Origin of the sequence: Oribacterium sp. HCP28S3_H8, assembly GCF_052064775.1 — a bacterium.
Taxonomy (GTDB): domain Bacteria; phylum Bacillota; class Clostridia; order Lachnospirales; family Lachnospiraceae; genus Oribacterium.
On record NZ_JBQHUZ010000014.1, the window covers coordinates 12,634 to 27,826 of the forward strand.

Genomic DNA, 15,193 nt, shown 5'->3' on the forward strand with positions numbered 1-15,193 from the left:
GAGGGCATCCAATGAAATTCACAATTGGAACTGTTAACAGTGATTGTAGCTTTAAAGAAACACTGGAATTAATTAAGAGTTCTTTGCTATATGCGGATGAAATCGAATTGATTGGGATGGCAGAATATGCCATTTTTAGTTATTTGCCTAATCATATAAATAAGGCAAACGATCTTGAGCAGTTACTTAATGCGTTAGCGTTGATCTTGAAAAGCGTTGGTGGCAATGATATTCATGATACTCTTGATCAAATAGAAGCTCTATCTGATCAAATAAAAGTATACAATCCCATACTCAAGAAGAAAAAACACAGATCTAAGCAAGAAATAATTGCTCAAATGAAGATAAAGCAGACTTTTAATCAGGGCCAGGCCATTATTAAGGAAGGACTAGAAAAAATAATAGATACAGAAGGCGCTAGAGAGATCAAATCATTGACTGCACGGAAGATTATTACAGTTCATGATTATGATTACGATCAATTTTCCACAGATGAATTAACTGGTGGATATTTTGGGAATTTGTTGAATGCGATGCGCAATAACACCGCCTTTCCATTGTTCGATCGAGTGAGCGAGGACGTGATAAAGAATGTAGCAAATACGCATTTATTGGATTTTGGGAATGCCAATCCGGAAATATTAAGGCATGCTGGCATAGCCTCAAACATTATTATGACACTGCCAACATTAAATGGAGCGTCGGTTGATGAAATACTTTGCTTCAAAGAAGATAATAAGGATTCTTTGATTGGCTTTAGAAAGGCTATTTTTGAATTCTCGGAAAAAATCAATTCTATGCCGTGGGACGATGATTTCAAATATGATTGCTTAAAATTATACAGCACCCAAGTTGCTCCAAGGGTTAGAGAATTGAACGAATTGGCTTCTGAAGCCAGTGTTGTGAGAAATTTGGGGAAGCAAGCGATAGAAGATGCTGAAATACGAAAAGCTGCAGGATTTGCAATAGGTGGAATTGCTTCAACAGTTCTGTGTCAGGCGGGTTTAATGGACGCATTTGTCGTATTAAGAGATATATTGATGAGTGCTTCCTTACTCACAGTTTCAACGCAAGTAGCGAGTGGATTCATGAAATCAATTTCGTTGCTTAACAAGTCAAAAGATTTTGTGAGTGAACGAACTAAAGAAATGCAAGGCAATACTATGTATTATTATTATAAAGCTTCAAAAAAGATCTGAATTCAATAGATATTGATTGCAAATAATTTTTTAGTATATGGCGATTAAGCACTGCTTTCTCGGATCTATCGAGCCATTTTGATAATTATGCAATCTGCGTTTTTACTGTGTTTGCTATAAGATTGTACACTTGGAAAGAATTCAATCTATGTAAACATTTTAATGGGATAACCGCAATCTGGAAGCATGGATAGTAAATGTTTACGGAATACGATCAGCAATGATCTGACGATTCTCGGGAATCGGATCTGCATATTGAGTCGAGCAAAACAAATACTCTTCAAATGGCCTGCCATTTGAAGTGAGCAAGCAAAATTTGATTGACACGCTCTCTTCTACCTGGTTTATAACGCCGAATGTTTCCAGTAATCTGATTACGAAGCTGCTGACGCTGATGACTGAGGAAAACGTACAACAGCTCCGGCGGCATATTTCCGTTATAGACCGCTACAAGAGCGGTAATAATAGAAAACGAAGAATAACGACAGAAAGCATAAGGCATATAAAACAGAATGGTATTATTTAGTGGCAGGATCAACTGTTGCCACAATTGATGTCCTGTGAGATTGATATATCTGACATCAATCTCTAAGCCACCTAGAAGTTCTTGTTGATGCCATGAAATATTGGAGATGTATTAATGAAAAACGATGATAAGGGACAGATCATCATCTACCAAGCTGATGATGGGAAGACGAATATAGATGTTCTCCTCGAAGATGAAACTGTATGGCTTACTCAGCAACAGATGGCAGATCTGTTTCAAACTTCAAGAACAAATGTTGTTGAGCATATAAAACACATTTATGAAGAAGGCGAACTGGAAGAAAAGTCAACCTGTCGGAAATTCCGACAGGTTAGAGAAGAAGGAAATAGAACTGTTTCTAGGATAATGCCCTTCTATAACCTAGACATGATTATTTCCCTCGGATATCGAATTAAATCCCTGGTGGCGACACAGTTCAGGCATTGGGCGACAGCGATTCTGAAAGAATATATGATCAAAGGCTTTGCGCTGGATGACGACAGATTAAAAGGTAACGGAGGAGGGGCGTACTGGAAGGAGCTGCTTGACAGGATTCGTGACATCCGTTCCAGTGAGAAAGTTCTGTATCGGCAAGTGCTTGATTTATATGCTACGAGTGTAGATTATGACCCGAAGAGCAGTGAATCTATTGCTTTTTTTAAAATGGTTCAGAATAAATTGCACTATGCTGTTCACGGGCATACCGCAGCAGAACTGATCTATGAGAGGGCCAATGCGGATAAACCGTTCATGGGATTAAAGTCATTCAAGGGAGATTTCCCTGTGAAGTCAGATATTGGCATTGCAAAGAATTATCTGGATGAAAACGAGCTGAAGATACTCAACAATCTGGTTTCCGGATATTTTGATTTTGCTGAAATTCAAGCGATGCGGCATAATCCGATGCATATGAGTGATTATGTACAGCAATTAGATCGAATTCTTAGCGGTACCGGCGAACAGGTATTGCAGGGGGCTGGGAAGATCAGTCATAAGCAGGCGATGGAAAAGGCGGAGGCCGAGTACCGTAAATACCAGGTACAATCCATTTCACCGGTTGAAGAGGCATATTTGGAAACGATAAAGAACCTTGAAAAAGAAGCAAAAGAAAAAGGGAAATAAGAGGAGTGGTAATTAACGAGTCGTGAATTAAATTAGTCAGACACTGTCTGACCTATTGAAGGGCACTGTGATTACCAGCGCAAGACAAAACTTTGTATCATGATGGCTCAGGTAACACATGAAGGAGTGCACCATGGAATATGGTACGAAAATCCGGCTTTTATACTTATATCAATACCTTCTTGAGCATACGGATCCGGATCATCCGCAGTCTACGGCCGAGCTGACAAAGATGCTCAAGGATGATTATGATCTGAAGGTTTCCCGGAATACGATCAGCAATGATCTTGCGATTCTCCGGGAATCGGATCTGCACATTGAGTATATTGAGTCGACACAAAACAAATACTTTTACAACGGCCGGCCATTTGAAGTGAGCGAGCTGAAGATCCTGATTGATGCACTCTCTTCTGCCAAGTTCATAACGCCGAATATTTCCAGTAACCTGATTGCGAAGCTGCTGACGCTGACGACGGAAGAAAACGCGCAGCGGCTCCGGCGGCATATTTCCGTTACGGACCGCTACAAGAGCAGCAATCATTCCGGTTACTACAGCGTCGACGCGATCAACAATGCCGTCGATTTGCACCGCAAGATCCGGTTTTATTACACGGATTTTGATATAAATAAGAAGCGCTATATTACGAATGACGGAAAGCCGTACACCATCAGTCCCTATGAACTGACCTGGGATGGCGATTACTACTATGTCCGCGGATTCTGCGATGAGAGGCAGGCGATGCGGACATTCCGGCTGGACCGGATCAAGGGGGAGCCGGCGATTTTGCATGAAATCGCTGTGGCACCGCCGGAAGGCTACAATCCGGAGGAATATCACAAGGCGGTTTTTCGTATGTATGATACGGATGAGCCGAAGGAAGTCACCCTCTTCTGCCATGTCTCCGCCATGAAGTATCTGATTGATAACTTCGGCCAGCGTTTCTGGTCTGAGCCTGTAGATGAAGAGCATTTTAGGGCAAAGGTCCGTGTCTGCACGAGCACGACCTTCTACCGCTGGGTCTTCGGATTTACCGGAAGCATCCGGATTGAAGGTCCGGAAGAGACGGTTGAGGAGTATCGGGAGCAAATCTGGTCCGCGGCAAAGGAAAATGGAGTTCTATAGGGCTTTCTGATTTGCTTAGCTGCACAATATTTTGCGCATGAACGTTTCAGATAGAAAGAACCGCTTGTCCTTTGGGGCAGGCGGTTTTATTATGAACTTATATGAAACGATTCGTTACATATAGAATTTGCACCAGCGCTGTATCAGGAGGCTGGCTCACAATATTTTGAGTGAGTGCGCTCTTCTCTCATCATTACAGGAAACTGCTGGCGGAAGGCAGGTGAATTACATGGGAGTTTATGATTACCATCACGATTCCGGACGTTCGGATCGTCCGGGTGGAGTTCCTGTGGCAGAACATGTACAGGAGACGCAGACCATAAGTCCTTACAAAGCATACGTAGAAGTAATTGCGGATTTTTCCGCGGATGGGCGGATGAAACCGCTCCGCCTCATCTGGGAGGACGGCCGCAAATACGATGTTGACCGCATTCTCCGCGTGGACCGGTGTGCCAGCCTCAAGGCGGGAGGTGCCGGAATCCGCTATGTTTGCAGGATTCAGGGGCAGCCGGTGGAACTGTATTATGAAGAAAACGGATTCTGGTTTGTCAGTCGGAAAGTGCCGAAGCCGTAGAAATGATATGCCGTAAAAGGAGTTGCGCAATATTTTACGCAGCATCGTTTCAGATAAAAATATCAGCTTGTCCTTCTGGAAAAGTAAATTTATAATAAGCTTATCTGAAACGACACGTTACATTTAGATGGAGGAATATCTGCCATGCGATCCAAGAGACTGGAACTGATGGATCAGATCAGTGCCTATATTGATCAGTATTACTGCGAAAGACAGACCACACCGTCCGTAAATGAAGTTGCGCTGGGCGTCGGTGTGTCAAAAGCCACCGCTTATCGCTACCTGGTGGCCATGGATGAACGCGGAATGCTTGAATACGACGGATCCTCTCGAACCATCGTAACAAAGCTGATCAGCAAGTTCTCTACCGGCAGCTTCTCTGCCCCGGTGGTCGGCGCAATCCCCTGTGGTGAACCGGAAACCGAGGAGGAGAATATTGTAGAGTATGTCAGCCTGCCTGTTTCCCTTTTCGGGCATGGTGACTTCTACATTCTGAAGGCGGATGGAGATTCCATGACAGACGCGGGCATCGACAATGGAGATATGGTCGTTATCAGAAAACAGAGTTCCGCTAATGTTGGTGACATTGTGGTTGCGCTGGACGAGCACCAGCTGAATACGCTGAAGCTTTATGCAGGTGTGGATGAAGAAACCGGGGAAGTAATTCTGCGATATTGCAATAAGGAGCGATATCCGGACAAAGAAATCCGGGTTCGGGAGCTGGTAGTCCAGGGCGTCGCAAAGCATGTCATCAAAGCACTTGGGTGAACCCGTTGAGAGGGGGTGTCTGGAATTGAGAACATATGACGTGAAATGTCCCATTTGCGGCAAAATCAATCGCGGACTTTTTCTGGAGGAAACGGAGGGCTGGATGGAGTGTGACCAGTGCGGCAACGCGACCAGAATAAGGCTTGCAGGTGAGAACCAGTTGTCCATGGTTTACACCGTCAAAAGGCTGGAACCACATTTGAAATATTGTTGAGTACGAATGGAGAGGTCACAGATGACAGAGACTGGGGATTTTTCATGGCGCCCGCTCTCCTGGTACTGCCCGAATTGTGGTCAGCGTATCACAGCTTATCAGAACGGAAAGGGAGAATTTAAGGCGGCTTGCAGCAGATGCAGAACCGTAAGCATTCGAATACCGAAGGGCAGACGCCACGGCACGATTGAGGTATACGCTCCAAAGGGGCTGTCGCCAGTAGCAAGGTAAAGCACAGATTTGACATAAGTTCAATACAAAAATTCAAATCGAATACTTGTATAACGACGGAATGGCCAAGATGAAACAGGCTATATAAGACCATTTCCAGGTCATATACGCGGATATCGGCTGGTTTAACCAGATACATTACATGAGAGGCCGCCGACAGGACCGGATTCTATTTTTATAGGATCCAACCCTGTCGGCGGTCTTTTTCTATTCCTTCCGGCGGGGCTTTCGAACATTAAAACTCATATTGAAAGCCTGACATGCATTAAGGGCGAGGATACACATATTGCTGATTTCCCGTTTTCAGGGAAAAGCAGTATCGGTACCCTTATCTTTTTGCGCCCTTGTCAGGCTCTGAAGGTTCCGGACCGTACTGCATGCAGGTGTATCCTTCCGCTCCCGCATCAGGCGGAAAGGAAAAAGTATGTATAGTTTAGAAACCGCCAATTTTGCAGGACGTCTGAAAATTCTCCGCAAAGCGAAAGGTATGACGCAGGAAAAAGCCGCCGAGGAGCTTAATATCAGTATCGAGCATCTCGGAAATATGGAACGCGGACAGGGAAAACCATCTCTGGAGCTTCTGGTTGAGATCGCCCTCTACTTTCATGTCAGTACCGACTATCTGCTTCTGGGGCGGGAACTTGACAGGGATTCCGTCCGTGCGAGCCTTCTTGAACTGGCCGCGCAGATGACGGAGCTGGCCGGCAAATTGTAAATCAATCGCCTGGATTCAAAATGAGCGATTGATTTTGGCATTACTACTTGTTTTGCTAAGATCATTGATTTTTTATCGCTTGCCTTTATTCAAGCGACAAAGTAATAATAGTACGGCCAGGATCAAAGGGAATACCTGGACTCCATATTGAAAAGCTCAATATTGGAAATAATAATATTTGTCTTGCTTTTTCAGACATATTTGATGTGTGTGATAGCTATCGATAATTTTTGACATCATGTCGGGTAATCCGGCAAGATAGTATGTGACCGTCTGCAAGAGTAGCAGGGCTGTCAATGGCGGCGCATGAAATGCGCCATTCATTTTGACCATTGACAGCTTTGACCGGGAATGCTTTAAATATATACTGTTTTTGTAGCAATCGTATTTCTGAAAGCAAGATCATGTTCTACGAAGATCATTGTAGGAGAAAATTCCCTAATCAGATTTTCAATTTGCATTCGGGAATAGATGTCAATATAGTTAAGAGGCTCATCCCACACATACAGATGTGCTTGTTCACAAAGGCTTTTTGCTATCAACACTTTTTTCTTTTGTCCCGCTGAAAAATCTTCCATTTTCTTTTCAAACTGTATTCGTGAAAAATCCATTTTCCGTAAGATTGCCTTAAACAAAGTTTCATCAACACGATTGGCTTCCGCAAACTCTGATAACGACCCGTTCAGCATAGAAGTATCTTGAGGTACATAGGACAATATCATGCCAGAACCTATTGCAACTGTCCCACGATGTTCTATTTGTTGCCCGACCAGTAGCTTTAGAAGGCTCGTTTTCCCAGAACCATTTTTGCCATCAAGGGCAATGCGTTCTCCCTGTTTTACTGTAAACGAGATTGGCTGGCAGACATTTTTGCCGTCAAAAATCGGTACAACATCAGAGAAAGTCACTAAGGTATCTGAAAAATAATGAAGCGGAGCGATTTTCAAATCTTCTACGGTTTCCAAATTTTTGAGAAGGCCGGACTTTTCCTCGATTGCCCGTTGCTGCCGCACTTCGATAGCCTTTGAGCGTCTCATCATTTTGGCAGATTTGTGACCAATATACCCTCGGTCAACCGGGCCGTTCCCATATTTTGACGCTTCAATTCGGTCTGACCAGACAGAAGTTCTTTTAGCGGCCTTTTGCATATTATCAATGCTTTTTTTTAGCTTCACATTTTGAGCGAGTTCAAATTCTTGTTGACGCTGTAAGTTGGTGAACCAAGTAGAAAAATTTCCGCTTTGCACTTCGATGTTTGACCGATTGATCGACAGGATATGGTCAACACAGCCATCTAAGAAACAGCGATCATGAGAGACTAAGATAAATCCCTTTTTCCGTTTCAGGTATGCTGAAACGGTTTCTCTGGCTTTCATATCCAAATGGTTTGTCGGTTCATCAATCAGTAAAAAGTGTCCATCATTCAGAAATAGAGCGGCAAGCAGCACCTTGGTCTGCTCTCCATTGGAAAGCGTAAAAAATGGCCTCCAAAGTACATCATCACGGACTTCCAGATAGGATAGTTCTCTCAACAGCTCCCACTCTTCCGCCAGCGGGCAGACTTCCGAGAGAATATCCGTAGTTAATCTGTTTTTGTTGTTCACAGGATATGGAAAGTAATCAAATTGCACAGAGGCTTGTATTTTCCCGTGGTATTCGTACTTTCCAAGCAAGAGATTTAGAAAAGTTGTTTTCCCTCTACCGTTTCTTCCAACAAACCCAAGTTTCCAATCTGTATCAATTTGAAAACTGACATTTTCAAAAATGTTATCATAGCTGGATGGATAGGCAAAGGTAAGGTTTTCGACTCGGATCATCGACATATCGCATTCCTCCTTTATTCCAGGGATCAAGAACATAAAATAAGAGCTGCAAGAAAGTCAATTCTTGCAGCTCGTCACAGCATAATAGTACCACCCCTATCAAGAGTGATACACCTACGATATATCGAGTGAATAGACTTTTAACTTTCTTGCAATGGGTTCAATGGTACTGTAAAACACAGTATCACTGTATATTCCAATTTATTTGCAAGAAAAGTTAATCATCTTTCCACCTCACTTCTAATGTATGTGTTAGCGTATCATAAACGCATGGAATAATCAAGTATAAAAACAAATCCTTTACTTTTACTGTCAAGCAAATCTTTTACTTTTACCAGTTTTAAAAAATCAAAATTTGAAGTGATCAACTGATTTGAATTATAGTACTCAGCGTTCTTCATCATACATTCTTTAAACGCATGTAATTTTTGAGCAGCTTTATTATGAACTCTCTTACTGGTTATATCCTCCCGCGCCGTCTCTAAAAACTTCAGGGAAGAACAAAATCATTTTATAACATCTTTAAATCTGTCAAATTGTCAGTCCGGAGAGCTTTTTCTCGTCAATGCAAGATTACGGCTGATATCAATTTTGCAAATCTCTACAGTCTCAGTAGTAAATCTCCATTACCAGTCCCTAAAATCTTACATCTTCCCCCGATAAACTTGTACATGTCAGGAGCCAAACAGCTCAGGATCTCCGATCCTTGAAAACTGCATATGCATTCTTCAGGTACAACCCTGTGACGGGGAGTTACATCAGCGGAAAGCGCGAAGATCGTCAGAAATGACGGGAGCGCGGACCGGTCTGTAAGCCCGGATTGCTTCCGGGTACAGCTATGATCCGTCGCAGCACAATGATACTTCTGTACGCAGCTCGGTGAGAACCACGGAGGGGTTAGAGTCCCATGATGCCGTTAGCAGACGGATGCCTGAATGTATTCCCGCAGGACAGAGTGCCTGCATCTTCGGGGGTGTCGGGGACAAATACGAAGAGACCATATTTGACATGAAGCCGCCGTGAGACGGCTTTATCGATAGTCGGGCAGGAAGCGATTTCCTGCCCAATGCATAGAAAAAACATAGCAGGACATCACCTGCATGGATTTTACATGGAGGATTTGCAGATGCTTAAGAAGAATTGGATCTATAAGCGCGGAGACATCTATCTTGCGGATTTGGGCACGCCCGCAGGCAGTGTTCAGGGAGGCGTCCGCCCGGTGATTAACATTCAGAACAATACGGGAAGCTTTTTTGGTCCGACATTGATTGTGATCCCGCTGACAACGGAACTCAAGAAGTTGAACCAGCCGACACATTATGTGCTGCAAAAGCAGCGCGGACTGGAACAAATTTCCATGAGTGAGTCGGAGCAGCCGGTAACGATCAATAAGACGCAGGTAATCAAGTATCTTGGAAAAACAGATCAGGCGCATATGAGAAAAATCGATGACTGCCTGAGAATCAGCCTTCACCTGAATCCGGAGGACGCTCTTCCGGAGTGTGCGGACTTCCCGTGACGCGTCAGGTGCTGGTGAAGTTTCCTAATATAATACGGAGGTGAGGAAATGATCATGGAAGCAATGAAGACAATGGAATCCCCGGCGGATGCTGCCGGAGCTGCAACGGAGAAACGATGCTATACGGTTGAGGATCTTCAGATTATTCTCGGCGTGAGCCGCGGCAGTGTATATAAGCTGCTCGGGCAGAATGAATTCCGGTGGTTCAAAATCGGATCGGCGATCCGGATTTCAGCCAGAAGCTTTGATGAATGGTTGGATAGCAAGCTGTGAGACTTGTCAAGGATGTCATTACTGCCGGCGACATCCTAACAATCCGGATATGCTTCTACTACTATTTAGCCAGGTCTTCGGACCTGGCTAAATCAATTTCAGGAGGACAGAACATGGATGAGAAACAGGGCACCACGATATCCGTGATGGAAATGGGAACGATGCTTGGCCTTAAGAAAACGGATGCCTACTGGCTGGTACATAAGCAATGCTTTGAGACGGTTACCGTCGGCGGCAAAATGCGGATTGTGCTGAAAAGCTTTGAGCACTGGTACGCCAATCAGGTCAAACACAGGAAGATCGACGGGACACCGCCGGGGCAGGAACTGCGGGCAAACTCCTATTCCATGAAAGAGATGGCGGAGGAGCTGGGTGTCGCGGAGGGTGTTGCTTATGACATCATCAAACGGTATGCAATAGAAACCTTTGAGGTGGACACCTGGAAACGGGTGCGGAAGGACGTCTTCGATGCGTGGTACCGGACGCAGAGCCGGTACAGAACACGGGAAGACCGTGAGAAGGATGCGGAACTTGAAGCATCGAGTATGTCTATGCCGGAGATGGCTGGGCTGCTCCTGATTCCGCGGGCGGAGGTGTATCACATTCTGCTGACAGGCAGAGACAGAGAAAAATTTGATTTTGTCTATATTGGCGGCAGACGTCGTGTGACAAAGAGCAGCTTTGAAAACTGGTATGCCGGGCAGACGAAGTATCGAAAATTGTGTGACAGACCGCCGGAGGAAATCGCCGGGATCGAAAAGCAGAAGAAGGAAGCGGAACATCCGAGACTGAAGGTGGATGAGAGCAAAGCAGCTTTCACACTGCAGGAGGCATCGGTTCTCCTGGATCTTACATACAATGAGGTGCGCAGCCTGATCCGGAGCGGTGATTTAGATGCAAATAAGTATGGAACCAGATATCTGATCCCGCGGGATGAAATCCAGTGGTTCCTTCTCCAGCAGCGGCTGGAGCGCGAAACGTAAGGAGGATTTGACGATGGCATCGATTGTACAAAGGAACAACCGCTACTGTGTCGTTTATCTGTATGACGATGAGACAAGCGGCAGGCGTCGCCAGAAATGGGAAAGCTTCAGAACCATGGCGGACGCAAAAAAGCGAAAGGCGGAAATCGAGTACCGGCAGGAGCTGGGAACGCTGGTGATCCACAAGTGCCAGACGATAGACGAGCTGCTGAATGAATATGTTGCGCTGTATGGCAAGGCGACCTGGTCCATTTCCATGTATACCAGCAACACAGCACTCATGAAGCATTACATTTCCCCGATTATCGGGAGCATGAAACTGAATGAAGTCACGCCGCGGGTCCTTGAAAGATACTATCTGCAGCTTCTGAAAACGCCGGCAGTACATACGGTGACGCAGCGGAAAGGGTCTAAGGAGAAATCATTTGTTGCGCCGCCGACCATCCGGAAAGTACATAACCTCTTGCGCAGCTGCTTTCATCAGGCGGTTAAATGGGAACTGATGGAAAAAAATCCGGCGATTTATGCGACGGTTCCGAAGGCAGAGCAGAAGAAGCGGGAAATCTGGGATGCGCCGACACTCTTCCACGCAATTGAAGTGTGTGAAGATGGCCGGCTGAAGCTGGCGATGAATCTTGCATTTGCCTGCTCCCTCCGGATCGGGGAGCTTCTCGGATTGACCTGGGACTGCGTAGACATCTCTCCGGAAAGTATCAAAGCCGGAAAAGCATATGTCTATGTGAACAAGGAATTGCAGCGTGTCAGCAAGAGCGTTATGAAGACACTGGAGAAGAAGGATGTGCTGCGGGTCTTTCCGGAGCTTCGCGAGAGCAACAAGACCGTTCTGGTTCTTAAGAAGCCCAAGACGGAAACCAGCACCCGCAAGATTTTCCTTCCCAGAACCGTAGCCGAGATGCTGATCGACTGGAAGCGGGAGCAGGATTTTACGAAGGAAGCACTTGGCAGTGAGTATTCAGATTTCGATCTTGTCATGGCAAATGATCTGGGAATGCCGACAGAGCAGTCCAGGATCACATGCCTGTTTTCTGACTTAATTCAGAAAAACGAGCTGCCAAAGGTTGTCTTCCACAGCCTGCGCCATTCCAGCATCACCTATAAGCTGAAGTTGAACGGCGGCGACATCAAAGCGGTTCAGGGAGATTCCGGTCACGCACAGGCGCAGATGGTCACGGATCAGTATTCCCATATTCTGGACGATGACCGGATGCATAACGCGGATCTGTTCGAGCAGGCGTTTTATGGGGGAAAGGGTGCTGAATCGGTTCATGAAGCAACGGAGACTCCGGCAGCTGCCGGGCAGACTGAAGTGAAAACAGGCACAGAGGGAATAGATCCCGAGCTACTGGCAAAAGTCCTGGCGAACCCGGAAATGGCAGCGCTTCTGACAACGCTTGCCAGAAATCTGAAATAACGGATAGAGAGCAATCTCTGATCCATGCATGGCATCTTCTCAGGAAGGTGCCTTTTTACATAGCCAGACAGGAACATCTCTCAGGAGATGCGTCTGCCTGGTAATTTTTATGTCGGCGGGTTTCTCAGAAAAGCCTGGGGATTCGATGCGCCGCTTGTCTAATATCGGCGGCAGCTGCAAACGATCCTTTTCCCTTTTTTAGCAAAATCTAATAATCTGCTAAAATGAAGGCATAAACTTCTAACGACAAAGGCGAACTTCGGTGAACCGAAACAGATTCGGAATTCAAAAAAAGCCTGATGAAAAGCGACTTTCCTGTACATAGGTGAACACAGATGACAAAGGTTCAATGGTACTCCTAAGCGGAAGGTCGTGTGTTCAAATCACATCAGGGACGTTACCCGAAAAGGCGTGGAAGATTTCTTTGAAATTCTCCCATGCTTTTTTTACGCCGATTGTAAAATGCAGTTGGACATCTGAGGAACTGGTTCTTATTCAGATTCGTCTTAAAAACCACTACTCCATCCGGGCGTATGCAAGAATTTGATATAATCGGGTACAAACCCCGTTTCTTTTGCCATTTCCTGAATGATCTCAGAATCATAGCACGGTATGCCCAGTTTTTCCGCAACCTTTTTGCCGATGGTGTATCCGCCGCTGCCAAATTCGCGGCTGATGGTAATCACTCTGTTTTTCATTTAATTTTCTCCTTTCATAATATCCGTGGTGGTGTCGGAAAGCTCACGATATGTCTGTCGGATGAAGAAAATCGCAATGATGAAGGTCAGCAGGTCTGCTGCAGGGAACGACCACAAAAGGCCGTCCAGTCCGAAGAAAATCGGCAGAATAATGGGCAGCGACACGCCGAAAATAATTTCACGGGTCATAGAAACAGCGGTAGATGCAAAGGCCTTTCCGAGCGCCTGCAAATAGATAAAGGTACCTTTGTTCAAGGTTGCCAACGGCATCAGACACAGGTAAATACGGAAGCACTTCACGGTGAAGTCCGCATAATAGGCGCTTTCGTTGGCCGCGCCGAACAGCATGGCAATTTGCAGCGGGAATATCTCTACGATCACCAGTGCAATCACGCCAACAATCAATTCTGCCAGTAGCAGTCTGGAAAACAGTGTTTTAGCGCGATCTCTTTTCTTTGCGCCGATGTTATATCCAGCAATCGGAATACAGCCAGCCGCCATGCCAATGGCGATGGAAATGGCGATCTGGAAGAACTTCATCACAATGCCAAGAACGGCAAGCGGAATTTGTGCATATTCCGGTTGCCCGAAAATAGGATCTCGCGCACCATATTTCATACACATATTCTGCACTGCTGCCATTGAAACGACCAGCGAAATCTGTGCAAGGAAACTGGTAAGTCCCAGCATAAGGAACTTTGGGATCAGCTTTCCATCCAACCGGAAGCTGCCCTTTTCCAGTGTAATGACTTCCATGTGCCGCAGGTACCAGATAGAGAGCGCCGCCGTCAGTACCTGACCAATCACGGTAGCAACCGCCGCGCCCATCATGCCCCAGCGGAAACCGTAAATAAAGATGGGATCGAGGATCACATTGGAGATGGCGCCGGAAACGGTAGCGACCATAGCAAATTTGGGACTGCCATCGCTGCGGATCACCGGGTTCATCGCCTGTCCGAACATATAGAACGGGATGCCAAGTGTGATGTAGAAAAAGTATTCCTTTGCAAACACATGGGTTTCCTCGTTGACCGTTCCGCCGAACAGGGCAAGGATGGGTTCGCTGAAAATGAGGTAGACTGCCGTTAGCACAAGGCTGCTGACCACGCAGAGTACAACGGCATTGCCGACGGACTTGTGGGCATCCTCCCTGGCATTACGCCCCAGCGCAATGCTGACAAACGCGCAGCAACCGTCACCGATAAACACGGCGATACCGAGCGCCACAACGGTCAGCGGGAACACCACCGTATTGGCGGCGTTGCCGTAAGAGCCAAGGTAGATGGCGTTGGCGATAAAGATTTGGTCAACAATGTTATAGAGCGCACCTACCAATAGCGAGATAATACAGGGGACGGCGTACTGCCGCATGAGCTTTCCGATACGCTCCGTCCCCAAAAACTGATTTCCGGTGTCCATAAAAATCACCTTTCCTTTCAAAAAATAAGAAATGCGTAAAGCCAGAAGCTATCTGGATTTACGCATTTCTGCTACACGATTTGCTTATATACTTTTACCCATTTCCGCAAAAAACGTGCGGCGTTTCTGCAACTGGATTTACGCAGAAACGCCACACGCTGTAGGCTCATTATAGCGGATTCGGATGGAGATTTCAAATGTTTTCCGAGGCTTCTGGCATGAGTACCCACTATCATGCCAGAAGCCTCGGAAACATACAAAAGAAATGGGAGCCTTATAGAACCATCTGATTTTCGAAGCTGCACAATATTTTGCGCATGATCGTTTCAGATAGAAAGAACCGCTTGCCAGAAATCTGAAATAACGGATAGAAAGCAATCTCTGATCCATGCATGGCATCTTCTCAGGAAGGTGCCTTTTTACATAGCCAGACAGGAAAATCTCTCAGGAGATACGTCTGCCTGTCTCAATTGTAATCCGAGATTCCATACCCACTATCTCGGATGAGTATTACAAGTTAATAATTATAGGCGTAAGAGAGGGGTATGGATTCTCTCTTACAAACATGCGAGAC

The 15,193-nt window shown here is 45.7% G+C and carries 15 protein-coding genes; 12 read left to right on the plus strand and 3 right to left on the minus strand.

All coding sequences use genetic code 11. The features are described 5' to 3' along the window. Positions 1 to 11: 11 nt before the first annotated feature. The 8 genes from ACTNEN_RS12440 to ACTNEN_RS12475 all read left to right on the plus strand — a co-directional run bounded on the left by ACTNEN_RS12440 (position 12) and on the right by ACTNEN_RS12475 (position 6,472). Entirely contained in the window at positions 12 to 1,199 is a 1,188-nt protein-coding gene (locus tag ACTNEN_RS12440; protein ID WP_441206836.1) for a hypothetical protein, read from the plus strand. Between the two features lie 640 nt (positions 1,200 to 1,839). Then, on the plus strand, positions 1,840 to 2,847 hold the full coding sequence (locus ACTNEN_RS12445) for a virulence RhuM family protein (protein WP_441206837.1): 1,008 nt from the start codon (positions 1,840 to 1,842) through the stop codon (positions 2,845 to 2,847). A 133-nt stretch (positions 2,848 to 2,980) separates the two neighbouring features. Then, positions 2,981 to 3,970, plus strand: a complete 990-nt coding sequence (locus ACTNEN_RS12450) for a helix-turn-helix transcriptional regulator (protein ID WP_441206838.1) — start codon at positions 2,981 to 2,983, stop codon at positions 3,968 to 3,970. Between the two features lie 229 nt (positions 3,971 to 4,199). Beyond that, positions 4,200 to 4,544 carry a hypothetical protein gene (locus ACTNEN_RS12455; protein WP_441206839.1) on the plus strand — a complete coding sequence of 115 codons (345 nt, stop codon included), beginning with the start codon at positions 4,200 to 4,202 and terminating at the stop codon, positions 4,542 to 4,544. A gap of 144 nt (positions 4,545 to 4,688) precedes the next feature. Next, on the plus strand, positions 4,689 to 5,312 hold the full coding sequence (locus ACTNEN_RS12460) for a LexA family protein (RefSeq protein WP_441206840.1): 624 nt from the start codon (positions 4,689 to 4,691) through the stop codon (positions 5,310 to 5,312). A 25-nt stretch (positions 5,313 to 5,337) separates the two neighbouring features. Then, entirely contained in the window at positions 5,338 to 5,526 is a 189-nt protein-coding gene (locus tag ACTNEN_RS12465) for a translation initiation factor 2 (RefSeq protein WP_441206841.1), read from the plus strand. A gap of 21 nt (positions 5,527 to 5,547) precedes the next feature. Further along, the gene (locus ACTNEN_RS12470; protein ID WP_441206842.1) at positions 5,548 to 5,757 is read left to right on the plus strand and encodes a hypothetical protein; all 210 of its coding nucleotides are present in this window, start codon (positions 5,548 to 5,550) and stop codon (positions 5,755 to 5,757) included. 424 nt (positions 5,758 to 6,181) lie between these two features. Continuing rightward, a complete protein-coding gene (locus ACTNEN_RS12475) occupies positions 6,182 to 6,472 on the plus strand; it encodes a helix-turn-helix domain-containing protein (protein WP_441206843.1) in 291 nt (96 codons plus the stop codon). 356 nt (positions 6,473 to 6,828) lie between these two features. On the opposite strand, the gene abc-f is transcribed toward ACTNEN_RS12475, so the two are convergent. Beyond that, the gene (gene abc-f, locus ACTNEN_RS12480) at positions 6,829 to 8,295 is read right to left on the minus strand and encodes a ribosomal protection-like ABC-F family protein (protein WP_441206844.1); all 1,467 of its coding nucleotides are present in this window, start codon (positions 8,293 to 8,295) and stop codon (positions 6,829 to 6,831) included. Between the two features lie 1,126 nt (positions 8,296 to 9,421). Here abc-f and ACTNEN_RS12485 point away from each other — a divergent pair. From ACTNEN_RS12485 to ACTNEN_RS12500, 4 genes are all read left to right on the plus strand, one after another. Further along, positions 9,422 to 9,814, plus strand: coding sequence for a type II toxin-antitoxin system PemK/MazF family toxin (locus tag ACTNEN_RS12485; protein WP_441206845.1), 393 nt, complete (start codon positions 9,422 to 9,424; stop codon positions 9,812 to 9,814). Between the two features lie 48 nt (positions 9,815 to 9,862). Further along, entirely contained in the window at positions 9,863 to 10,087 is a 225-nt protein-coding gene (locus tag ACTNEN_RS12490; protein ID WP_441206846.1) for a helix-turn-helix domain-containing protein, read from the plus strand. Positions 10,088 to 10,200: 113 nt separating this feature from the next. Beyond that, the gene (locus ACTNEN_RS12495; protein ID WP_441206847.1) at positions 10,201 to 11,070 is read left to right on the plus strand and encodes a helix-turn-helix domain-containing protein; all 870 of its coding nucleotides are present in this window, start codon (positions 10,201 to 10,203) and stop codon (positions 11,068 to 11,070) included. A 13-nt stretch (positions 11,071 to 11,083) separates the two neighbouring features. Further along, entirely contained in the window at positions 11,084 to 12,502 is a 1,419-nt protein-coding gene (locus tag ACTNEN_RS12500; RefSeq protein WP_441206848.1) for a site-specific integrase, read from the plus strand. A 506-nt stretch (positions 12,503 to 13,008) separates the two neighbouring features. Here ACTNEN_RS12500 and ACTNEN_RS12505 read toward each other — a convergent pair. Beyond that, the gene (locus ACTNEN_RS12505; RefSeq protein ID WP_441206849.1) at positions 13,009 to 13,200 is read right to left on the minus strand and encodes an AAA family ATPase; all 192 of its coding nucleotides are present in this window, start codon (positions 13,198 to 13,200) and stop codon (positions 13,009 to 13,011) included. After that, positions 13,201 to 14,619: an MATE family efflux transporter gene (locus ACTNEN_RS12510; RefSeq protein WP_441206850.1), complete on the minus strand. Its 1,419-nt coding sequence runs from the start codon at positions 14,617 to 14,619 to the stop codon at positions 13,201 to 13,203. Between the last annotated feature and the right edge of the window lie 574 nt (positions 14,620 to 15,193).

Bases quoted from the DNA above. Each gene is read 5' to 3' on its own strand.
- ACTNEN_RS12440 (WP_441206836.1), top strand. From the start codon at position 12: ATGAAATTCACAATTGGAACTGTTAACAGTGATTGTAGCTTTAAAGAA.
- ACTNEN_RS12445 (WP_441206837.1), top strand. From the start codon at position 1,840: ATGAAAAACGATGATAAGGGACAGATCATCATCTACCAAGCTGATGAT.
- ACTNEN_RS12450 (WP_441206838.1), top strand. From the start codon at position 2,981: ATGGAATATGGTACGAAAATCCGGCTTTTATACTTATATCAATACCTT.
- ACTNEN_RS12455 (WP_441206839.1), top strand. From the start codon at position 4,200: ATGGGAGTTTATGATTACCATCACGATTCCGGACGTTCGGATCGTCCG.
- ACTNEN_RS12460 (WP_441206840.1), top strand. From the start codon at position 4,689: ATGCGATCCAAGAGACTGGAACTGATGGATCAGATCAGTGCCTATATT.
- ACTNEN_RS12470 (WP_441206842.1), top strand. From the start codon at position 5,548: ATGACAGAGACTGGGGATTTTTCATGGCGCCCGCTCTCCTGGTACTGC.
- ACTNEN_RS12475 (WP_441206843.1), top strand. From the start codon at position 6,182: ATGTATAGTTTAGAAACCGCCAATTTTGCAGGACGTCTGAAAATTCTC.
- abc-f (WP_441206844.1), bottom strand. From the start codon at position 8,295: ATGTCGATGATCCGAGTCGAAAACCTTACCTTTGCCTATCCATCCAGC.
- ACTNEN_RS12485 (WP_441206845.1), top strand. From the start codon at position 9,422: ATGCTTAAGAAGAATTGGATCTATAAGCGCGGAGACATCTATCTTGCG.
- ACTNEN_RS12490 (WP_441206846.1), top strand. From the start codon at position 9,863: ATGATCATGGAAGCAATGAAGACAATGGAATCCCCGGCGGATGCTGCC.
- ACTNEN_RS12495 (WP_441206847.1), top strand. From the start codon at position 10,201: ATGGATGAGAAACAGGGCACCACGATATCCGTGATGGAAATGGGAACG.
- ACTNEN_RS12500 (WP_441206848.1), top strand. From the start codon at position 11,084: ATGGCATCGATTGTACAAAGGAACAACCGCTACTGTGTCGTTTATCTG.
- ACTNEN_RS12505 (WP_441206849.1), bottom strand. From the start codon at position 13,200: ATGAAAAACAGAGTGATTACCATCAGCCGCGAATTTGGCAGCGGCGGA.
- ACTNEN_RS12510 (WP_441206850.1), bottom strand. From the start codon at position 14,619: ATGGACACCGGAAATCAGTTTTTGGGGACGGAGCGTATCGGAAAGCTC.